Source organism: Variovorax sp. KK3 (genome assembly GCF_001984055.1).
Classification (GTDB): domain Bacteria; phylum Pseudomonadota; class Gammaproteobacteria; order Burkholderiales; family Burkholderiaceae_C; genus Variovorax.
Genome location: NZ_LYVO01000096.1, coordinates 1 through 21,569 on the forward strand (window position 1 = coordinate 1; position 21,569 = coordinate 21,569).

The 21,569-nt window shown below is 64.8% G+C and carries 16 protein-coding genes, 1 other RNA gene and 1 pseudogene; 7 read left to right on the forward strand and 11 right to left on the reverse strand.

Annotation, left to right across the window (positions count from 1 at the left end):
• A partial coding sequence (dnaX, locus tag B0W80_RS30000) for a DNA polymerase III subunit gamma/tau (protein ID WP_143684839.1) occupies positions 1-1,324 on the reverse strand: 1,324 nt, incomplete at its 3' end.
• 127 nt (positions 1,325-1,451) lie between these two features.
• On the opposite strand from dnaX, the gene B0W80_RS30005 reads away from it, so the two are divergent.
• The 3 genes from B0W80_RS30005 to B0W80_RS30015 all read left to right on the forward strand — a co-directional run bounded on the left by B0W80_RS30005 (position 1,452) and on the right by B0W80_RS30015 (position 4,511).
• Positions 1,452-2,570, forward strand: a complete 1,119-nt coding sequence (locus B0W80_RS30005) for a M12 family metallopeptidase (RefSeq protein WP_083745726.1) — start codon at positions 1,452-1,454, stop codon at positions 2,568-2,570.
• A gap of 37 nt (positions 2,571-2,607) precedes the next feature.
• An RNA gene (ffs, locus tag B0W80_RS30010) (signal recognition particle sRNA small type) lies at positions 2,608-2,704 on the forward strand.
• 115 nt (positions 2,705-2,819) lie between these two features.
• Entirely contained in the window at positions 2,820-4,511 is a 1,692-nt protein-coding gene (locus B0W80_RS30015; protein WP_077002814.1) for a DUF6538 domain-containing protein, read from the forward strand.
• On the opposite strand, the gene B0W80_RS30020 is transcribed toward B0W80_RS30015, so the two are convergent.
• Positions 4,508-5,287 carry a hypothetical protein gene (locus B0W80_RS30020; protein ID WP_077002815.1) on the reverse strand — a complete coding sequence of 260 codons (780 nt, stop codon included), beginning with the start codon at positions 5,285-5,287 and terminating at the stop codon, positions 4,508-4,510. The two genes, B0W80_RS30015 and B0W80_RS30020, sit on opposite strands and share 4 nt — an antisense overlap.
• A gap of 191 nt (positions 5,288-5,478) precedes the next feature.
• On the opposite strand from B0W80_RS30020, the gene B0W80_RS30025 reads away from it, so the two are divergent.
• Positions 5,479-5,877 (forward strand): hypothetical protein, encoded by a 399-nt coding sequence (locus B0W80_RS30025; RefSeq protein ID WP_077002816.1) that lies wholly within the window; start codon positions 5,479-5,481, stop codon positions 5,875-5,877.
• A 236-nt stretch (positions 5,878-6,113) separates the two neighbouring features.
• Here the strand turns inward: B0W80_RS30025 and B0W80_RS35740 are convergent, their stop codons facing one another.
• The 5 genes from B0W80_RS35740 to B0W80_RS30060 all read right to left on the reverse strand — a co-directional run bounded on the left by B0W80_RS35740 (position 6,114) and on the right by B0W80_RS30060 (position 11,476).
• Positions 6,114-6,674 carry a BRO family protein gene (locus B0W80_RS35740; protein WP_077002817.1) on the reverse strand — a complete coding sequence of 187 codons (561 nt, stop codon included), beginning with the start codon at positions 6,672-6,674 and terminating at the stop codon, positions 6,114-6,116.
• Complete coding sequence (locus tag B0W80_RS35745; RefSeq protein WP_077002818.1) at positions 6,671-6,886, reverse strand: hypothetical protein; 216 nt, start codon at positions 6,884-6,886, stop codon at positions 6,671-6,673. Before B0W80_RS35745 ends, B0W80_RS35740 begins: the two co-directional genes overlap by 4 nt.
• A gap of 136 nt (positions 6,887-7,022) precedes the next feature.
• A complete protein-coding gene (locus tag B0W80_RS30040) occupies positions 7,023-8,192 on the reverse strand; it encodes a hypothetical protein (protein WP_143684841.1) in 1,170 nt (389 codons plus the stop codon).
• A gap of 16 nt (positions 8,193-8,208) precedes the next feature.
• Positions 8,209-9,396, reverse strand: coding sequence for a hypothetical protein (locus B0W80_RS30045; protein WP_143684842.1), 1,188 nt, complete (start codon positions 9,394-9,396; stop codon positions 8,209-8,211).
• 1,495 nt (positions 9,397-10,891) lie between these two features.
• The gene (locus tag B0W80_RS30060; RefSeq protein WP_077002823.1) at positions 10,892-11,476 is read right to left on the reverse strand and encodes a recombinase family protein; all 585 of its coding nucleotides are present in this window, start codon (positions 11,474-11,476) and stop codon (positions 10,892-10,894) included.
• Between the two features lie 216 nt (positions 11,477-11,692).
• On the opposite strand from B0W80_RS30060, the gene B0W80_RS30065 reads away from it, so the two are divergent.
• Positions 11,693-12,202 carry a winged helix-turn-helix domain-containing protein gene (locus B0W80_RS30065; protein ID WP_218668971.1) on the forward strand — a complete coding sequence of 170 codons (510 nt, stop codon included), beginning with the start codon at positions 11,693-11,695 and terminating at the stop codon, positions 12,200-12,202.
• Positions 12,203-12,912: 710 nt separating this feature from the next.
• Here the strand turns inward: B0W80_RS30065 and B0W80_RS30080 are convergent.
• On the reverse strand, positions 12,913-13,200 hold the full coding sequence (locus B0W80_RS30080; RefSeq protein WP_077002827.1) for a hypothetical protein: 288 nt from the start codon (positions 13,198-13,200) through the stop codon (positions 12,913-12,915).
• Positions 13,201-13,449: 249 nt separating this feature from the next.
• Here B0W80_RS30080 and B0W80_RS30085 point away from each other — a divergent pair, with 249 nt between their 5' ends.
• Positions 13,450-14,229, forward strand: coding sequence for a hypothetical protein (locus B0W80_RS30085; protein ID WP_143684844.1), 780 nt, complete (start codon positions 13,450-13,452; stop codon positions 14,227-14,229).
• Between the two features lie 325 nt (positions 14,230-14,554).
• Positions 14,555-15,124, forward strand: coding sequence for a dihydrofolate reductase family protein (locus B0W80_RS30090; protein WP_077002829.1), 570 nt, complete (start codon positions 14,555-14,557; stop codon positions 15,122-15,124).
• A gap of 39 nt (positions 15,125-15,163) precedes the next feature.
• On the opposite strand, the gene B0W80_RS30095 is transcribed toward B0W80_RS30090, so the two are convergent.
• From B0W80_RS30095 to B0W80_RS36440, 3 genes and pseudogenes are all read right to left on the reverse strand, one after another.
• Complete coding sequence (locus tag B0W80_RS30095; protein ID WP_077002830.1) at positions 15,164-16,405, reverse strand: TIGR03862 family flavoprotein; 1,242 nt, start codon at positions 16,403-16,405, stop codon at positions 15,164-15,166.
• On the reverse strand, positions 16,402-19,665 hold the full coding sequence (locus B0W80_RS30100) for an exodeoxyribonuclease V subunit beta (RefSeq protein ID WP_077002832.1): 3,264 nt from the start codon (positions 19,663-19,665) through the stop codon (positions 16,402-16,404). Before B0W80_RS30100 ends, B0W80_RS30095 begins: the two co-directional genes overlap by 4 nt.
• 120 nt (positions 19,666-19,785) lie before the next feature.
• Positions 19,786-21,387, reverse strand: a pseudogene (locus B0W80_RS36440) (PD-(D/E)XK nuclease family protein); the annotation flags it as partial.
• Positions 21,388-21,569: the final 182 nt, after the last annotated feature.

The window sequence follows — 21,569 nt, forward strand, 5'->3', positions numbered from 1 at the left end:
CATGAGGGGCTGCAGGCGATGTCGGCGCGGCGGATTCGCGGCTGTCTTCGACCGCCGGTGGGGCTGCCTGCACGCGCGCGGCCGCGGACGAGGGCACCGGCGGAGGCACCGGCACAACTGCCGTTGCAGGTGCCGTGGCAGGCGCCGTTGCAGGCGCGACCGCTTCATTCAGAGTTTTTTTTTCCGCGGCGGCCTCGCCGTGGGTTGTCTTGGCATCTGCCGGCTTGAATGCCAGCAGGCGCAGCAGCACCATGGTGAGTGCCGCGTATTCGTCGGGCGCGAGGCCCAGTTCGCCGCGGCCGTGCAAGCACAGGCTGTAGAGCAGCTGCGTTTCGTCGGGCGGCATCGCGGCGGCCAGCCGGGCCGTTTCGGCGGCATCGGGGTCGGCCGCATCGACTGCCTCGGCGCGGGCGGGCACGGCCTGCAGCACCGCCATGCCTTGCAGCACGGCGGTCATTTCCTCGAGCGTGGAGGCGGCGGAGAAGCCGTCGCGGCGCAGGCCTTCGGTCGTTTCGACCACCGTTCGGCCGTCTCCCCGGGCCAGGGCCTCGATCAACCGGTACACGTGGCCGCGGTCGACGCTGCCCAGCATCTGGCGCACGCCGCCTTCGGTGAGTTCGCCGTTGCCGAAGGCGATCGCCTGGTCGGTCAGCGACAGCGCGTCGCGCATCGAGCCTCGCGCGCCGCGCGCAATGAGGCGCAGCGCCTGCGGCTCGGCCGGCACGGCCTCGGACTGGAGCACGCGCGTCAGGTGCTCCAGCACTGTCTCGGGCGCCATGGGGCGCAGGTTGAACTGCAGGCAGCGCGACAGCACCGTCACCGGCACCTTCTGCGGATCGGTGGTGGCCAGCACGAACTTGAGGTATTCGGGGGGCTCCTCCAGCGTCTTGAGCATCGCGTTGAAGGCGTGGCCGGTGAGCATGTGCACTTCGTCGATCATGAAGACCTTGAAGCGCCCCTGCACCGGCTTGTAGACCGCCTGCTCCAGCAGGGCCTGCACTTCGTCCACCCCTCGATTGGAGGCGGCATCGAGCTCCGTGTAGTCGACGAAGCGGCCGCCGTCGATGTCGAGGCAGGCCTGGCAGGTGCCGCAGGGCGCCGCGGTGATGCCGCCCTGCCCGTCCGGCCCCTGGCAGTTGAGCGACTTCGCCAGGATGCGCGAAACGGTGGTCTTGCCGACGCCGCGGGTGCCGGTGAACAGGTAGGCATGGTGCAGCCGCTGGGACGTCAGCGCGTTCTCGAGCGCCTGCACCACGTGCTCCTGGCCCACCATCTCGCTGAAGGTCCTGGGGCGGTGTTTGCGAGCGAGCACGAGATAGGCCATCGGCGCATTCTAGGTTGTCGAACTCGAGAGCCTCCGACCGCATCCCGGGCACGATATAGGCCTTTTTACTTATAGATTTCCGGCGGATCACCCTTAGCATCGAGTGGCTTTCGCGAGGAGATCCGACATGCCCACTGCGCATCCCAGGGCCGCGCGCCCGCCCGCGGTCGGAAAAACCAAGGCCCAGCCGAACGGCGTGCGGCGCCATTGCACGCAGCCGGTCCAGGCGCCCCGGCAATTCGACAGCCGCGTGGCGGCGGGTCGGGCCGCCGCCATACTGGCCGCGGACAAGAAATGGGTGAACGGCACCCAGCTCACCTACTACTGCTACAAGCGCGGCGACACCGTGCCCGCCGCCTGGCAGGGCAACAGCGCCGACACCGGCGCGGTCGAGGACGCCTTCGAGACCTGGGCCAAGCTGGGCATCGGCATCTCGTTCCGGCGCGTCGACACGGCCGAGGACGCCGCGGTGCGGATCGGCTTCGACCCACAGGACGGCTCCTGGTCCTACGTGGGGCGCGACGTGCTCACGGTGCGCGACCCCCTGCAGCGCACGATGAACTTCGGCTGGCCGCTCAACACCGACTACGGCCGCGACACCGCGCTGCACGAGATCGGCCACACGCTGGGCCTGGAGCACGAGCACCAGAACCCCCACGCCGGCATCACCTGGAACCGCCAGGCAGTGCTCGACTACTTCTCCGGCCCGCCCAACAACTGGCAGGAGCAGCAGATCGAGTGGAACATCCTGCGCAAGATCCCAGCGACTGAAGTCAAGGGCACGACATGGGACCCGGACTCGGTCATGGAGTACCACTTCGAGCCCGGACTGATCGACGCGCCCGCGCAGTACCGCAACGGCCTGGTGCCCAAGGGCGGGTTGTCGTACGCCGACAAGGCATGGGTGGTCGAGTCGTACCCCGGCGTGCGTGCGCCGGCCACTGGTACTTTGAAGGTCGGCCTGTCGCAGTTGCTCAAGCTCAAGGCCGGGGAGACCCGCAACTTCGAGTTCGCGCCGCCGCGCACGCGCACCTACAGCATCGGCACCTTCGGCACATCCGACACCGTGCTGGTGCTGTTCGAGGCCACGCCGGACGGCAACGTGCAGATCGCGGGCGCCGACGACAGCGGCAGCGACCTGAACGCACGCGTCAGCATGCGGCTGCAGAAGGGCCGGCACTACCTCGTGGGCGTGCGTCTCTACTACGCCGATGCGGCCCTCGAGACATCGCTGATGGCCTGGTGAGGCAGAGGGCCTCGAAGCGTCGCCTACAATCGCCGCTGACGGGCCTCCCCGCATGGTGAAGTGGCCAACCGGGTCAGGTGGGGAACCAAGCAGCCCTAACTGCGTAGCCAGTGCCGGGGGTAAGGCTCGTCAACCTCATACCGAAAAGCCGTGAGTTCTCAATAACTTACGCGCTGACAAGGGGTTACGAGCCCCGGACTGTAGAACCTAACTGTAGAACCTCGCACAGCCATGAACTTGGAGAAAGACATGGCAAGCACCCTCACGGGTTTGAATCAGCGAGGCTCGCGCTGGTACATCAACATCGTTGTCCCGCCCGATCTGCGTGAGGTCTACGGGAAGCGTGCGATGAACCTGGCGCTCGAAACCAGCGACCGCCGCGAGGCCACCGTTCGGGGCACCATGAAGCGTGCCGAGCGCCTGGCGGAGTTCGCCGCGAAGCGCCGCGAGTTGAACCCCGAAGCCGTCACCCAGGTGACCCCGGAAATGGCCGCAACCCTGGCCGAGCGGGTCCGCGTCTTTGTCCTGGCCGAGGATGATCGCCTACGATCCGATCTCCCGCTGTTGGCCGAAATGGTTCACGTAAAGCGCGAACTTGATCGCCTTGCCATGCAACCGCTGCGCATCCCGCAATGGGAGTCGCCCGAGCCACGCATCGATGACCTATCAGGGCTGACTGAAGCCGAGGCCCGGGAACTTGCAGACCAGAATGCGCAGCTTGATGGCAAGGCCGCTGTCGCTCTGGCTGGCCGCAATTTGGCCGCTGTATTGCCCTTGGCAAATGCCATGGCAGTGAAGCTCGGGGTGTCGTTCGACGCCAATACACCAGGTGCGCGGGATGCGCTTCTTGCTTGCCTGAAGGCATACCGCACGGCACACCAGGAGGTGACCCAAAGGGATGCCGGGGCGGTGGTCGATACCCCGACGATCCCTGCTCCGCTTGCCATTGCCTCGAAGGCCGCAAAGCCTCGCACGCTGCGCGATGTGTTCGGCAAATGGAAGACCTCTGGCGATTCAGCCCGCTCCGCCGATTCCATCGGAGCCTATGACCGCGCCTTAAAACAATTCGAGGGGCAGCACGAGGGGCTCGCGCTGGCTGACATCACGCGGGAGGTTGGCGACACCTATCGAACATGGCTCCGCGAGAACTGCACAACCCCGAAGACGGCGCGTGACCGCCTCACCGCGATCAAGTCCCTTCTGAAGTACGCGCACGAAACCCTTGAATGGCTTCCTCGCCAGCCATGGCGCGGTCTGGACATCAAGGCGCCGACGACGAACAAGCGCCGGCCGTGGACGACCGAGGAACTGACGACGCTGTTTGCCGCGCCGCTGCACACCGCGTATGCCCTTCCAGATGCCCGTTATGGCGGACGGGAGGCTGCCTACTGGATTCCCCTCCTGGGGCTGTTCACGGGGACCCGCTTGGGCGAACTCTGCCAACTGCGGACCGTTGACGTGCAGAAGATGGAAGGGGTCGATGTTCTGGTGCTGACGAACGAAGGTGAAGGGCAGAGCATCAAGAGCGATGCCGGCCATCGCAGCGTGCCGATCCACAGCGAACTCATCAGACTCGGCTTTCTCGAGTACGTCGAAGCCGCGAGGCAGACCCGCAGCGACTCGCTATGGCCTTCCCTGCCTCTGCGCGAGGGGAAACCAAGCGACTTCTTCGGGCGCTGGTTCAAAGACCATCGCAACGCCCTGGGCCTCACTGGCACGCGGCCGGACTTCCATTGCTTCCGCCACACGGTGCGCCCACTGATGCGCAAGGCGGGTCACAGCGAGGGAACCATGGACAAGGTGACGGGGCATAAGACGGTGGGCAGCATCGGGACTGTGGTCTACGACCATCGCACACTGCGCGAGGTTCAGGAGGCCGTAGAGGCGATCCAGTACCCTGGCCTCAGGTTGCCCGTGGTGGGGCCCTACGAGGGTGTTTAGGCGCCGCCGATTTGCTTCGCGATGAACGGCAACACCAAGGGCGTTACGGTAGTCGTGAGGTTCCACGCACCCTCGCCAAATTTCCTTATCTTGTCGAGGCTGTCGCAGACCTCCGCCGTCTTCTTGATGACTTGAGCGGCTTTCTCCATGACGCCCTTCGCTTGAGGTGTCGCTACAGCATTCTCTGCCTCAAGTTTCGCCCCACCGACCGTGTAAAGTCCGGCGACAGCGTGCAAGGCGTCATGCAGCGGCCGAGTGCCTTGGACTGAGTAGAGCCGCAACGCCGCCCGAATCGTGTCTACTTGCTTCTGCACGAATTCGCGGAGAAATGGGGACATGCCGGCACCGTCCAGCGCATCTTCTAACGCCTGAAGTTCAGCCCTCAAGCTGCGCATCTCCTCATCCGGCATTACATCTTCGTCCTCGTTTCGAAGAACCCAAGCGGCCCACAAAAACGCCTGCCGACATTCCGGGGGTTGAACATTGCCCCGCAACGAGCTCCAGTTGGTGTGCAGACGGGCGGGCGCCGCAACGTCCCGTAGACGCGCAAAGCCTGGGTCAGTCAAATTTGGGGGGACGCCATGCTCGTTGAGGCGCACGCGGGTGAAGTCAACTTCCTTCTGCAAACCAACGAGGCAGGCAATCAATTCATCTTCGACCGTCGGCGAGTCTGAGTCGATGTCGAATACTCTGGCCCACACCCGGACCATTTGCACGTCTTTACTGTTGCTAACGAGGTTGTCATAGATGGCAAGCAAACGGGACGCGGGATTCATGATGGCGGCTTGTGGTTATAGCGAAGCGTCGCATTGTGCCCGGAGCAGTTTGAGCGTCTTCTGTCCATACCGATGACATGTAGAGGATCAGCCTGCCAACCGAGGACCCCTACGAGGACCCATGAAAAGCGCCGCCCGCCAAGAGAACTGATAAGGGCTCCACGCGGGGGCACTAAGATGCCGGCGAGGAGATGAAGGTGGTCAAAGGCCTTAAGACACTACTGGTAGGAATTGGCGTGTGCGTGGCTATAGTCCTCGCGCATTTCATGTTTGAGTGGCGCACGGAGAGCCAATTGGCGCAGGCCATCACGGCGTGTGATACATGGAACAAGCAGCCCGACAGTGCGAAGGACTTGCCCGGCCTCCTGCTTTTCTGTCAGCCGCACGAACTTGAGGCAGACCTCTACAAGGGAACGTGGACGAGTCCGCAGAAGGAGGTGACCGAAGCGATGAGAAAGCGGGGAGCTACGCGCATCTATCTCTCGTTCGTTCCTGCGATCCTCTTTGTCTTCGCCCTTCCATACCTTTGGTACTTCTTGCTGCGCCGAGTGCGTGAGCTTCGAGACGCTGTGACAGGCACGGAGGATTAGGGCAACGCATCGCGGCGAGTTCGTGAAGGTGCCCCCTTAGGGCATCCAACAGATAGTCTCAGAGACATCTCACGATGTGAAATCGAATCAGGACGGACCTCGGAGACTCTACCCATGGGTATGAAAAAGCCGATGCGCGTGCGCAGGCGTTGGAAAGGGGCGACGCACCCAACCCCTTTCCGCCATTGAGTACGCGGCTCCTCGCATTGTCCTACCGCTGCGCGGCTACCACGTGTCTACAGCCGTCGCTCACTGAACGAACCGCCCTCGCCCCTACGTCTCGCTTTGACGGGCCTCAGCGCCCAGTGCCGCGCATCGAGTTCCTCAGGGCCTCTCAAACCCGCTCGTTGGGCCTTTCGCTCGACGGCTCTTACTGCGGTCGCTTGGAGCATCGCAAGCTGCGTCTGAAGTTGCTCGGCGGTCGCATCCACCAGCGCAAGACGCTCCTCGCCACGGATGTAGACCTCATCCCTGCGAATAGCAGGAAGGACCACGCCGGTGACCCATCGCTTGAACGCGAGCGCCTCGGGTTTGTGGCTTCGGAAGATGAGCGCAAAGAGGCCAGCTTCGTTTACCGTAGCGAACGACTGAGGGCCGCCAGGGGTGAGCATTTGGCACACCCCTTTGTCCGCGTCGTCGAGACGGCCAAGCGTGCGGCCGGACTTTGCCAGGCCGAGGACCTGCCGGACATCTTGAAAGATGAACCAGGGGGCGCCGGCTGCGTCCTTGACGGCGCGGATGTTGACCTGCGCATCACCAAAGGCGAACGCCAGGATTTCAGTGGAGGTCGTGCTCATGCAGCACCCCCGAGAAGCTGTGCGCGGATCAGCCGATCCACTATGGCGGCATTCGAGGGCATCGAGCCGGTGCGCTCTGCGATGGCCCGCTTGTGCGCCGAGAGGGCATCGAAGGTGGACGCCCTGAACGTGATGTCGCGGCGAATGAGTGCCTCGCCATCGGCGCGGGTCTGCGCATTCGTGCGGAGGTCTGTCGTAAGGTTGATTGTCATGTTGATTTCGTTGATTGAGTGAAAGCGAGGAAGCCCCGCAGGACGCCATAGAGACGCCGAACGGGGCTTCGTGTGGGTTGCCTTGAGAACATGCAGCGAAGGGCGCCACGGGGCCGGCAAGCCCTCTGCTGAATAGCTATGGGTTCACCCGGCGCCGAGCCGGATAGAGCTTCATGAGTTCGCCCAGGGACTTGCCAGCGTTCCCGTCCTTGGTGATTTGTGCGAAGGCATCGCGTCCGAAGATGCGTGACTCCAGCACGGACTTGTTCACGGTGCCGTCATACCGCTCCATTGCGAAGCGGCCTTCGTCCCGCTGCACTTGGCCGACCTCGCTCCAAATCCTCTTGCGGTAGGCGTCATGGGCCTTGTCAGCTTGCATCGTATTGGCATTGGCAACGGCCGCCGAGATGTCGCGCTTTTCCTCCTCGGCGTACCAAGCCTGAATCTCGGCCTTCGTGTAGACCTCAATGTTGCCCTCGGTGTCGTGCAGGGGAATCCCTTTGATGAACGGACGGTAAGCCATGAGGTTCTCATCGAACTCAAGGCGCACCTCGTTGCCCGAACTGTGAAGTTCCTTGGCCCGAGCCTTTGGCACTGCATCGATGAAGCGCGAGAACCATTCGTCCTGGCTTCGCGAACTCGGCGCCGTCGGCATTTCCGAGCGCATGTACAGCGTGCCGTTGACCTTCGCAGAAACCTTCGGGTCTGCCAGGTACTCGCTCGCGGCCCTCAAGGCCGTATCCGAGTCGCCATACATGCCGCTTTGGACAAGCAGCGTGCCGTAGCGGCGCATCCACCCGTGAACCTGCGCCGTGTTTGCGTGCGTGTTGTCGCCGCCGAGGTGGCGCACCCAGTCCGCCGAATACCAGGGGTCAGCGAGCAACTTGCCTACTTCGCTCTTGACCTTCTTCATGAGCTTCTCCGTGTCGCTCCCGAGGACGGCGCCCGACGCCGCGTTCGCTGCGATGCTCGCGGCCTCGCTTGAGGTCTTGCCGAGGTGCATCAAAAAGCCTATGTCGGAGAAACGCTGGTAGACCTCCGCCCCGATCAGACCCTTGGCATAGTCGGCGTTCACTGCATCCATGCGCCTGAACAGGTCGATGGCCGACTTGCCTTGCTCGTTCAGTTCCCCTATCGGCTTCCCCTTGGCGTCCAGGCGGATGCTCGCCAGGTTGTTGTAGCCCGACTGCATCTGGTTCTTCCAATCGGGATGATCCAGGCCGTTCGCTGCGAAGGCGTGAACCTGTTGCTCGAATGGCAGCTTGGCAGTCATGGCAGCGCCGGCCTTCGTGATGAACTTGTCCACGTCGAAGTCTTTGAGGTCACCAGAGGACCCCATCACTTGCGGACGGTTCAACCCCTTGGACCTCGTACAGGCGCCCCCCACGGAATGCCGCAAGGGTTCGCTGTTGGGCGTCGGCCTCCAGGCGCCCCGCTTCGATCTGCAGGGCACTCGCTCGGAGTTCACGCTGTTGCCGTGCGAGCGCCGCCTGGTTGGCGTTCTCGATGGCGGCTATGAAGGCGGCAGAGACGTACTTCTTGTTCCCCTCGGAGGTGCCCCAGGCGCGGAGCTTCTCCACGTTCAGTTCACCCTTGTCCGCGGCTTGATACCACGGGAGGGCCTCCTCATCGATCCGTTGGCGCTGCACGCCGTCATTCGTAGAGGTGGCCTGGTTGGTGAGCGTGAGGGCCTTGGTCTCGCCAATGAATCCGCGCACCGAGCCGATGTCCTCCAGCTTGGAGTCAAGCAGGACGTTCAGGACTCCCGTGTGGCCCGACCCTGCCAGGCGCGTGAGCACGTCCTGAAGGGCTCCCTTGCGGACACCCTCGGGCAGCGTCATGGTGTGGCGCATGAGTTGGTACTGGTCCAGCACATGCTTCGCGGCATCCTGCGGGGACCCGCCGAAGTCCGCGCCGGTCACCTTGCTCACCGTGTTGGCAAGGAAGTCCGTGGCCTGCACCGCGGCAGTGTCCACCCATTCCTTATCGTTCTGGTGGTTCACGCCATCCATGAGCTTCTCGCGGGTCTGCCCGTATGCCTTGTCGAAGCCCGCTTGCGCGTATTTGGACTGGCCCGCCAGGGTGGTGTTGCGCCACTCGGTGAGGTACTGGTCCGCCTCGGCCGGCGTGTTGAACTTCAGTTCGCCCTTCGTGAGCTTCGATTGGATGTCCCGAAGGCCCGCCTCATGGGAGTTCGCGCCCCAGATGTGTTGCACTGTCCCGACGAACACGGGGGACTGTGACGGCATCATGCGCCCCTCCTTGACGGCCTTGCCCAGTTCGCCCACGGTCATGGACTGCGCCCACTTCTGAGCGGCGGCTTCATCATCCCGCTGTGCTTGCTTCGCGACCGTCTCGGCCAGGCCGGCGCCTTGCGCGAAGACATCGGCGAGTTCACGCCATCGGGTGTCCTCTTTCGGCTGCACGGCTTGAACCATAGCGGCTACCGGGCGGGCGTGGGTGGTGAGGGGCTGGCGCCCGAAGTCGTCGGAGACTTGTGCTCTGAGCATCATTGATTACTTTGGTGGAGAGGGAACAAAAAAGCCCCGACACCGAGAAGGCGTAGGGGCTGAGGGCAAGGCCGAGGGGGCGACCTAACAGAAGCGGCTTGGTTTCACGTAGGGGTAACGTGAGCGGGCATCAAGCCGCTTTCGTTAGATGGCGTCGAGAGGCATCGTTAAATGCGGAGACCATGAATGCCAGCCCAATGAAGGGGCACGATGAAGGCCCGCTGTTGGAATCCCCGAGCGATGGCCGAGAGAGGGGCATCAACAGGTCAACTTCATGGGCATCTCTATGGACATCAGGAATGAGGATTTCCCTTTGTGGTCTTCCATCGAGAGATGAACCGCCATGATGATCTTCAGGAAACCTATAGGGAGGCTCCGCCTCTGCACCCCCTCCCCTCATTTTTTCCTTCCAAAGCCCGTGGAGGCTGAGGTCTTAGCACCGGGGCGGACGCATGTCCGGTGCATTTGGATGAGGTGCCTGAGCCGCGGTGAGCGGTAGGCCGGCGGTGGCGGGCGGGCGAGCCATGGGACGGCTCTTCTTCCTATTGCGGGGGCTAATCGCTTTCGCTTTAAACGGCGTTAAAGGCTGTCAAGCGCCGGGGCCGCAGCCACCCTATGCCGACGCCCCCAAAAGCGCTCCAGGAGCCGCTGACGGGCCTTGTTGCGACGATTTATTTCGGACGTTACGAAATCTCACGCTGACTGCGGCGCGATGTTGTGCTTATCATGGGCGCACTGGATGTGTTTCCATCCAGTGATAGAAAGAGCCGCCAGGCGTTGGTATCGCCCGGCTGGCTCGCAGGTCACCTACCGGAGGTGTCTGCCACTCTGGGAAGAGAGGTCGCGAGAGTAATCCGTAAACGGATTGTTTAGCAAGCGCCAAGGTTTCTATCGGCCAGTTCCGGGGATGTCTTGAAAGGACTCCCAATGAAAGCACCAATGAAACCAGGCACCAACACGGGCCGCAATGGCGGCATCTTCCAAGAGATTGGACCCCGTGGCGGAGCCCGTCCGAACTACAGCACGGTCCCGGACAACAGGCCGTTGCCCCCGACCACGACTCCCGGCGCAGGCTGGAAGCCGGTAAGCAGGACGCCGAACAGCAACCGGTAACGGATGCTTGGGGGAGCGGTTTCGGCCCTCCTCCCTCTTTTCATTGGACTTGATGCGCGGAGCGCTGCTAAAGGAAGGAAACCAGCATGGCATGGTATGTAGATGGTTCGGCTCTTACGAAATCTGACGGTAAAAAGGAATGGTGGACCACAAACTACGGGCCTGGTGATCCGGTTCCTGTGTCAGGGATCTACCGGTGCCTTGGGTGCAACCGAGAGGTGACATCGAACAATCCCGACCGGTTTCCACCTCAAAATCATCATCAGCACTCCAGTGCTCAAGGCTCGATTCGTTGGCGACTCAACGTCCGAACCAATACGACTGGCGAGTGAGATAAGGGCTGCGGTCGGGGGGTGTACCACCCTCCCCCGCTGCCATCGTTTTAGGCGGGGCCGCTCGCGTCCCGAATACGCATGATGGTCTGGCGGCTGGTGTTGTGGGCTCGGGCAATCGCGGCGACAGCCTCACCTCTCAAGAGTCGTTCGCGTACATCGTCCAAGACCCGCCCGCGCAAAGCCTGAGGGCGCCCGAGCATCTTCCCTTCCGACTTCGCCCGAGCGAGACCCGCCTGAGTCCGCTCGATCAACAGGTCCCGCTCGAACTCGGCCACGGCCGCGATTACGCCCATGGTCATCTTGCCGGCCGGACTGGTGAGGTCCACACCACCGAGGGCGAGGCAGTGAACCCGGACGCCAAGACCCGTGAGCGCCTCCACGGTAGCCCTTACGTCCATCGCGTTGCGCCCGAGGCGGTCGAGCTTCGTGACCACCAACACATCCCCCGCCTCCAGCTTGTCGAGGAGCTTCCCAAAGCCGACCCGCTCCGATGCCGCTACGGACCCCGAGACGGTTTCCGTGATCGTGCGCTGAGGGGTAACCGTGAAGCCTGCCGCGGCAATCTCCTGCGCCTGGTTATCGGTGGTCTGGTCGGCGGTGCTGACGCGGCAGTAGGCGAAGACTCGGGACATGGGAACAGCTCCTTGATGTACGAAAACGCAGTCCGAATCATGGAGCATGTCCGAAACGTCGTCAAGCTATTTTATGGACAGTGCTGCCGAGCATGTACGCAATCGGACGGTTTCGGACATAACCTATTTTGTGCCAAGTGCTTAAGTAGTTCACTTGCAACAATGTCACAAGAGGATCAGAATGGAATCCCACCCACCTTCTTGGAGGAAATCATGATGCCGACCATTCGAATCGACGATGACGTGCTTGAGATGCTGAAAAAGCTTGCAGAGCCTTTCGTGGACACTCCGAACAGCGTTATCCGGCGGCTCCTGGAGGGGCAGAACGCATCGCCTAAGAAGGCCCCTCCTGCAGCGGTCGAAGCTACACCTGCGATAACCGTGAAGGTGAAGCCGAAGTCGTCTCGCGGGTCTCTGACGCCACAGCCCACCTACGAGGACTTCCTACTTCACACACTTGCAAGCCAGTTCAAAGGCCGTGCGAGTAAGGATGAAGTGACCAAGGCGGTAGTCGATCTGATGGAGTCGCGGGGGATTTTGGGCCGCCCCGACTATGAAGAAGTCACTACGGGCGAGACCAAGGCCGTGAACACCATCGCGTGGGCAAGAAACGCACTAAAGGAGCGCGGTCTCATTAGCCATCTTTCCTCCAGAGGTACCTGGGAACTGACTCCTGCCGGCATGCAGGCTGCCAAGGACATCGTGCTTCCCAGACTGAAGGGATAGAGGCCCCGATGCAGCCGGGGCATTCGTTCTAACATGCCCGCTGGTGGTTGCCCCGCGATCTCTTCTTGTCTTGAGGAAAACCATGTTCACCACCGACTTCGCTCCCGCCGCCACCCTCGCCGCCCTCTCGTGCCCCCGCTGCGGCACCTTAGGGCTCAACGAGTCGGACCATGCTGCGCACCACGCCGCGCCCGAGAGAGACCGCCATGAATCCCGCTTCATCATCATGCCCTCGGTGTACTGCCGGTGCACTGCGTGTGGCTTGGAGGCCGAGTACCCGGGGTGCGTCGAAGACTGACCGGGGCGCCCTGCTCGTGTGCCACAACGCGGGCGCAACGTGCGCGGCACAGGAGCCCGTATGCAGCGCAAGGAGGCCAGGGGGGGGAACCTTCGCGGCCGGTATTCATGGAGGGGCTCTCAGATTTTTGCCCCGAAAGCAAAATGACCTATAGCAAAGGCTTCGCTTTGAAGTTGAACGAGTGCGCCCGAAGGTACTCCCTCAGGGCGGCAGACCCCGCATTCCAGGCATCGTCCCAATTCGCGAAGACCTCGCCTTTGAAGGTCTCCAATGTGTGCCATACGGTGGCGTCATCAACGCTCTCCAGGATCAACCAAACGAACTCGTGAGGGGCCGCTTCGGGGCATGTGAGAGCGAGGTTGCGGAAACGTATTGGCATTCTCCCAGGATAACTGCGGAGGGATGAGAGGTCTCAGGCCCTCGCTCGGAGAAACCTTCGGGGACCGAAACGTTGAATGATGAGTTCCCATCCGAACGCCTGCCAGACACTACCGTCCGGGACGGTCTCCAGGTGCGGCGCCCGGGGCAAGCCAGGCTCGCGATGAAGGTAGACCTCCAACGTCTGAGACTTGTAGTAGAAGCTCCCGCTGGTGATTTCCACCTGGCGTTTGTTGACGCGGTTGGAGGCGAAGCCGAATGTCAGTTCCATGATTTTCCCGTTGAGATGCACGCGCCGAAGTGACGCGACGGAGCGAATCATGCGCAGGAAATTCGGCGGAGGCTATGCGAGGAAGTACGCCTGGATTTCCGTGTGTTATCGTTCAATTTGATTGCACACAATCTAATTCTCTCGCTTCGTTGACAGTCGCGACAGGTTGATATTCTCGATGTCTTTCGCGTCGGCGGCCCCCACCGCCAGGCAGCATCCGAACCTGCGCGGAAGTGTGAGTTCGTGGCCGAGTGGCGGGCCTGCGGTAGATTCAGCATCTTTCAAATCGGGGAGCTATGCATGCGTCAGCATTTCTTGGTGGACTGGGCCTTCGGAATCCGCGGCGCAATCGAAGGGCTCGTTCGACAGAACTTTCCCCAAGACCTGCGGCAATGGCCGTTGCTTCACGCGTTCGACTTTGAGGGTTTTCAACTGGACGAGAACTACGCTGTGATTGTCTTGAAGGACAAGCTGTCAGGCGTTCCTGCAGGAGGGGACGAACTGCGGCGCTTCAACCACCAAGGCGCACCCGCTCTACCACCAAGGGTTGAAGACATTCAACTGTGGCAGTTCTTTTTCCGCACCAAGCTTGAACTTCGCAACGAGGACGGCGCCTTTCTCATTCCGATCCACGATTCGGGTAAGAGCGGTGCGCCGGCCGACTTCGATCTGTTCTCTGTCGCAGAGCAATTCTTCTGGAACCAACAACTGCAGTTTGTTGTTGCCAACTACAAAGCCCACCTTCACGCGATGAACAATCAAGCCCCCACCCCACCGTCACAGGTCACCTACAACGTAAGCGGCAGCAACGCACGTGTGAATATCAACTCTGCGGACTTCTCGCAAAACATCGTGCAGGCGCAATCGTCTGCCGAGGTGTTCGCCCTCATCGGAGAGGCGGTATCTAAGATTGCGGACCGGGACGCCCGTGAGGCGCTTGCAAGCTCCGCAAAGCAGATGCAAGAAGCGCATGGCACGAAAACTTTCCTGGAAAAGTACCAACGCTTTATGAGCAGCGCCTCCGACCACGCAACAGTGCTCGCACCGATATTTGCACCTCTGGCCGGACTGCTCACCTGACCTCACTCAGCGAGGCGCAGACCTGCACAGTGTGTTTGTGTCCGCCGCTCGGGGAGGTATCGGAAATGTGGAGTGCGGTGCTCTGATCGTCCACCATGCCCCGGTGCTACGATGTCCGCGGCTGTGCAACCAAACTGTAGAACCTAAAGATCGCGCAGCGCCTCCAACCTATTGATTTCATTAGGTTTTCTTTGGCGCGTGGCAGCGGTAAGGCTCGTCAACCTCATAGCAAAGACCGTAAGTTCTCAAGAACTTGCGCGCCATCGTCGACCGGCAAGCCCGCGGCGTCTCCCCGGCCTTGCCTGCCCGGACTAGACTCGCCGCCATGGGACTCTTGACCTTCAGCCTCAACGTGACCCTCGACGGTTGCGTCGATCACCGCGAGGGAATCGCCGACGACGAGACACACGCCTTCTTCACACGCCTCATGGACGAGGCAGGGGCGATGCTGTGGGGCCGCGTCACCTACGAGATGATGGAAAGCTACTGGCCGACGGTCGCTCGCGGCGAGCTGGAGGCGCCTGCGGCGATTCGCGAGTGGGCGACCAAACTGGAGGCCAAGCCGAAGTACGTCGTGTCGTCGACGCGAGCGAATTTTCCGTGGACCCGCAGCCACCACATCGCCGGCGACCTGCGCACGGGCGTGCAGACGCTGAAGGACGCGACCCCGGCCGGCGTGCTGCTCGGTAGCGGCAAGCTGGCAACCGAACTCGACCGGCTGGACCTGATCGACGAGTACAAGTTCCTCGTCCACCCCAGGATCGTCGGCCACGGCCCGACCCTGTACCAGGGCGGGCTGCCGAGCACGCGACGGCTCGAGCTGGTCTCGGCGACGCCGCTCGGCAATGGCGCGGTCGCCATGCACTACCGGCGCGCGCGGCTCACGACAGGTTGAGCCGGCGTTTGGTTCGCAGCACTTCCTCGGCATGCATGTCTAGAACTGCGGGTGCCGCAACCATTGCAGCACCCCCTGTGCCGCCACTGCCCCGCTCGCCATCGACGCGGTCAGCAGATAACCGCCGGTAGGCGCCTCCCAATCGAGCATTTCGCCGGCGCAAAATACCCCCGGCAAGACACTGCTCATCAACCGTGCATCGAGCGCCTCGAAACGCACGCCGCCGGCACTGCTGATGGCCTCATCGATGGGGCGCGCGGCCACCAACCGCAGCGGCAGAGCCTTGAGCGTACGGGCAAGCGTGTCGGGCTCGAGCATCTGCTCGCGCGTGAGCACTTCGTGCAGCACGGCGGTCTTGATGCCCTCCAACCCGAGCCGGCTCTTGAGGTGGCTGGCCACGGAGCGGGCGCCACGCGGGTGCAGCACGGCGGCGCGCACCTGTTCGACGCTGCGATCGGGCAGCAGGTCCAGCCACAGGGTGGCGCTGCCTTCCGACGCGATCTGGTCGCGCAGCAGGCCCGAAGCCGCGTAGACCAGGCTGCCCTCGACGCCGGTGGCCGTCGCCACGAACTCGCCCTTGCGTGCGAAGCATCGGCCGCGCGCATCGGCGGCGGTGACCGCGACCGACTTGAACGGCTTGCCGGCGAAGCGCTCGGCGAAGTACGGCGTCCAGCCGATGTCGAAGCCGCAGTTGGATGGCAATAGCGGCGCCACGTCGACGCCACGTTCATTCAACCAAGGCACCCAGGCGCCGTCGGAGCCCAGCCGCGACCAGCTGGCGCCGCCGAGCGCCAGCACGGTGGCCGCGGGCTCGATCTCCAACTCACCCGCCGGCGCGGCGAATCGCATCGCGCCCGCATCGGACCAGCCGAGCCAGCGATGGCGCATGTGAAAGCGCACGCCGGCCTCGCGCAGCCGGTGCATCCAGGCACGCAGCAGCGGCGCGGCCTTCATGTCGGTCGGGAAAACGCGGCCGGAAGTGCCGACGAAGGTCTGGATGCCGAGGCCGTGCACCCACGCACGCAGTGCATCGGGGCCGAAGGTGCGCAGCAGCGGCTCGACCTGCGCACTGCGTTCGCCGAAGCGCCCTGCGAAGCGCTCGAAGGGCTCCGAGTGCGTGAGGTTCAGCCCACCGCGGCCGGCCAGCAGGAACTTGCGGCCGACCGAAGGCATCGCGTCGTAGAGGTGCACGGCGACGCCTTGCCCACTCAGCACTTCGGCGGCCATCAGCCCCGCCGGGCCGCCGCCGATAACCACGACCTCTCGCTTCGATTCACTCATTCGACATCCACCAGTTCGCCCTGCCCGGTCAGGAAAGCAGCGCGCACCGTCGCGCCGGGATGCGCCTGCCGCACGGCTTCGCGGTAGCGCTCCATCTGCGCGATGAGCGCCGGGTCACGCTCGGGCCGCCCGGCCGACTTGTAGTCGAGCACCCACCACTCGCCACTTTCACGATGCCGCACCAGCCGGTCGATGCGCAGCACCTCGCCGCCATGCATCAGCGTGACCTCGTTGCCGTGCCATGCCAAGGCGTCGACTTCCCAGGCCCAGGCGCCCTGGCCTGCGCGAATGCGTTGTGCCATCGTGGCAGCGACCTGCAAGGCCGCGGCGTCGAGCCCGAACTCGCGGCCCGCGGCGCGCACGTGGGCACGCGGCAGCGTATCGCCGGGCCGGGCCCATTCGAGCAGCCGATGCATGGCTTGACCCAACGCCGAGGCACGGGCCTCGGCACGCGATGCGGGTCGCTCTGCCGCCGCCGTTGGCTTCGGCAGCGGCGGCAACTCGGGCAGTTCGAGCATGCGAAAGCAGGCCGTCGTCGACACCGTCGACGCAACGGACGCAGATGCTTCTTGTGCGACGTCGATCGGCTCGCAGCGCTGCTCCAGTCGCGCCCACCAGCTCCTGGCGCTGGGCCGCGCAGGCGCCACCGCCGACAGCACGAGTTCCTGCCGCGCCCGCGTGGTGGCCACGTAGAGCGCGTTGATCTCCTCGCGCAGGCGCGCGGCCTGCTCTTCGTTCAAGTCGTCGACCGTGCATGCCGGCGGGTTCTTCTCGCTGGCCATGAAGACGAAGCGCTCGGGCGCCGCGGCCTGGCCGGGCCACCTGACGAGCACGCCCATGGTCTGCGCGCGCTGCGCCTCGGCATCGGTGTCGAGCATCAGCACCAGATCGGCCTCGAGGCCCTTGGCGCCGTGGACGGTCAACAGCTGCACGGCGTCGGCGGCCGTGACCGATGGCGCCCGCGTGCCGCCGCGGCGCAGCGCGCGCACGAAGGCATAGGGCGTGGCGAAGCGCGCGCCATCGAGTTCGAGCGACGCGGCCATCAGCCCGCGCAGGTTGGCCAGCACGCCTGCGCGAAGGGCCGCGGGTGCGGCAGCAGCGAATCGACGAAGCACGTCGGCGTCGTGGTAGATCGCGCTCAGTGCGTCGTGCGGCGGCCAGGCGGCGAGCCAGTGCTGCCACTGCCGCAGGCGCGCGCCGATGCCGGTCAGCGACGCGGGCAGATCGGGCGCGAGCAGCAGATCGAACCAGCTCGCGCGACGCTCTCGCTGACGCAGCGCCAGGTCGACCAGCGCCGCGTCGGGCACGTCGAAGAGCGGCGAACGCAGCGCACGGGCGAGCGACAGATCGTGATCGGGCGACACCAGCACATCCAGCAAAGCCACCAGGTCTTGTACCTCGGGCGCATCGTGCAAGTCGTTCTTCTCGGGTTGCTGGACCGCGATGTGCAGCCTGCGCAGTTCGTCCTGCAGCGCGGTCAGCCGGCTGCGGCGGCGCGCCAGCACCATGATGCGGCTGGGCGCGAGCCCGCCCGCGATGCGTCGAGCGATCCAGTGCGCTGCCTGCTCGCATTCCTTCTGCAGAAGGCGCTGCTCCGGCAGCAGCCGGGGCGTGACCAGGCTGTCGCGCCAGAGCAGCACGCCCGCTTCGTTGGGGTGGTCGGCCGCCTCCTGCGACGCGATGGCGTCGCGCGGGATCGGCGGCAGCTTGCGCACGCGGCCGGCAACGCGCGACTCGGTGGTGTGGTCGCGGAAGCCGCTGAACTCGTCGGCCCTTTGCGCATCGCCCATGGCGGCGTTGACCAGGCCCACCACGGCATGCGCATTGCGGTGCGTATGGTCGCAGTTGAGCAGGTCGCCGCCCAGCCCTTGCTGCACGAACTGCTTCGCCGCGATGAAGACCTGCGGCTCGGCGCGCCGAAAGCGGTAGATGCTCTGCTTCGGATCGCCGACGATGAACACGCCGGGCCGGCGTCCACCCGCACCCGCGTAGCCCGACAACCAGCCGTGCAGTGCCTGCCACTGCAGGGGGTTGGTGTCCTGGAATTCGTCGATCAGCAGGTGACGCACGCGCGCGTCGAGCCGCTCCTGCACCCAGCCCCACAGCTCGGAGCGTCCGAGCAGCAGATGCGCGGCCTGCTCCACGTCGTTCATGTCGACCCAGCCATGGGCGACCTTGACTTCCGCGAAGCAGCGCACGAGCACGCGCGTGAGCCGCGCCATGCGCTGCTGGTAGTGCCAGGCCGCATGCTGCGCCCGCGCGGCGCAGTACCGCTGCACGCGCTCCTGCGCATCGCGCACCGCCTCCAGGCCGGCCAGCTTCTCGCTGAACTTGCGCGGCTCACCCTTTTGCGTGAGCAGCGCCTCCACCACCGACGCGGCGCGGCCCTCGGTGATCGCGCGTTCGAGGTCGACACCTCGCTGCGAGAAGGAGGGCGCGCTCGCGCGGCCCAGCGCCGAGGCGGCGTCCAGCAGGGCCCGGCGCCACGTGGGTTCGAGCAGCAGCACGTCGTCAGGCGAATCCTTGCCCGCGAACTCCGGGTAGAACTCGCCCATCGGCACCACCGCCCCGTCGACGGCGCCCTGCGCATCGGCCAGGGCGAACTCGACCCGGCGCGTGAGCGCCTCGTCGAGCGCCCGTGTGGTCTGCGTCCGGCCGTACTCGGCGACGAGTGCACGGTAGTCGGCGTGGGCCTGCGCATCGCCGGCGACGGCGGTGAAGAAGGGGCGCCACACGCGTGCGCGCGCTTCGGCATCGTCTTCGAGCAATTGGTAGCTGGCCGGCAGACGCAGCCGTTCCAGAACCGCGACGGGCGCGCTGCGCAACAGCCCGGCAAACCAGGCGTGGAAGGTGCGGAACTGCACGGGCCGGCCACTGGCCAGGAGCTCGCGGTACAGGCCTTGCAGGCGTGGCGCCTTGGCCTCTGCGGTGGCGCGGTCCATGCCGCGCATCACGAGCTCGGGCACCAGCGCTTCGACCGGCTGTGCAGCGAAGGCTTCCAGCCACTGGTCGAGCCGCTCGCGCATCTCGCCGGCCGCCTTCTTGGTGAAGGTGATGGCAAGGATCTCGTGCGGCGCGCAGGCGCCCTCGCCCTCCTCCAACAGTGCACGCAGGATGCGCGACACCAGCATCCAGGTCTTGCCCGCGCCCGCGCAGGCTTCGACGGCCACCGAGCGGCGCGGGTCGCAGGCGATGGCGTAGAAGCGCTCGCGTGCGACCAAGGCACCGTTGTGTTCGTAGGCGGGATCGACGTCGGCCAAGGAGGCGGATGTGGCCGCCGCCACCGCCGGGCCGTCATCAGGCAGTGGCCCCTTCTCTTCCAGGAGTGGCGATGCTGACGCCGTGGCCTCATCGCTCCAGAAATCCTTGCGGCACAGGCCGCGCGCCGCGCAGTGATCGCATACCGTGCCCTCGCCCAATGCCGGCAGCACGGCACCACGACCGATGCGCGCGAGGTCGTCCATCACGCCCTCGACCAACGCGTCGCGCGCCGCGATCACGTCGCGCTGCTCGACGGTGCGCGTGCCCGAAGCCTTCTCGCCGACGTTGACGTAGGCGGCACGCAGGGTGTCGTCGGGCAACAGGGCGGCATAGAACGCCAGCTGCGTGTCCTCGGTCGGATCCTTGACGCGCTCCCTGGTCTTGTCGACGGACTCGGTCTTGTAGTCGATGACGAAAGCGCGGCCGTCGGCCGTGGCATCGACGCGGTCGAGCCGGCCGATCAGGGTCACGCTGCCCAGCGGCTGCTCCTTCGAGGGCTCGGACACGACGAAGACGGCGCCTTCGTCGCGCTCATGCGTGGCCAGCCAGTCCAGGTAGCCGTCGCGCACCGCAGGCCACGCCGCGGCGAAAGGCAGGAATTCGGCGTCGGACAAACCGAACTCGCGCGTCGCAGCCTGCGCGGCCACGGCCATCAGGGCGAGGCGTGCTTCGCGGTTCGCAGTGGGTTCGTCCTTGAGCGCCTCGTGGAATCGGCCCAGCACCGCATGCAGCCAGTTGCCGAAGTCGCGCTTGTCGACTTCGGCATCGAGCTCGTCGCGGCTGCGCAGGCCGAGCTGGCGCAGTGCGAAGAAGCGATAGGGGCAGCGGCGCAGGTCTTCGTACGCAGTGGAAGACAGCTTCGTCGGTACCAAGGCATCGCCATGCGGTTGCGGGCGGGGAGTCGGGCGGATCTCCACATCGATCGTCATTCGCGGGTCGGTGGCGACCGCGGTGGTCTGCTCGAGTTGCAGCATCTGCAGCAAGGCGCTCGGGCGCACCGGTTCGCCGCTGGCATCGGCCCGGCGCCATAGCAAGTCGACCCTTGGCGCGCACTGAGCCACGGCCCAGGCCGCTCGCTGCGCCGCCTCGAGCGATTCGCGCGAGGGCAACGCCAATGCGAGGCGCTGGGCCGGTGTCCAGTCGCCGGGCGGCTCGGGTGAAGCCGGCAGGCGCTGGTCATCGCAGCCTGGCACAACGACGGCCTCGAAGGCGCGGCCGAGCATCTGATGCAAGGGCAGCACGACGACGCGCGGTACGTCCTCTTCGGCGGGCAACCGCACGCTCGCAGCTTCGAGCACGTCGCGCACCCAGGCGCTGAACTCCGTGAGCGTGCATCGCGTGCCGCGGACCTCGTCTTCGGCATCGAGGTAGAGCGAGGCCAGCACGTCGGCACCGACGACGTCTGTTTGCAGTGCGGTCCACTGCCCACCCGCCTGGAGCAACACGCGCGTTGCCGCGAGCCATTCGGACAGCGGCCGGGCCCGGGCCATCGCGGAACGCACGGCCTCGACTTCGTCGGTGAATCCGATCAGGTCTCGATCGCGCACGTGCTCAGCGGCCGCGACGAAAGCGCACCAGCCCTGCCAGTCGCGCATGCCGCGCTCGCGCAGGCGGGCTTCGAGCGCGCGGACCGCACGGCCATCGAAGGCTGGCGCGCTCTTGAGCCAGTCGAGCACCTGGTCGCTGGCCGCGTCGTGCGCGCAGGCGCGCAACGCGCTCATCAGCGTGGCAGCGGCCCTGGTGGTCGACAGCTTCCAGCCGGTCTCGTCGCGCGGCTGCACGCCATGGGCGCCGAGTTGCGCGCCGATGCGGCGCGTCAACGCGCGGTCGGTGGCGACCAGCGCGACGGGCACACGGCCTTCGGCCAGATGCTGCAACACGCAAGCGGCAGCGCGCTGCGCCT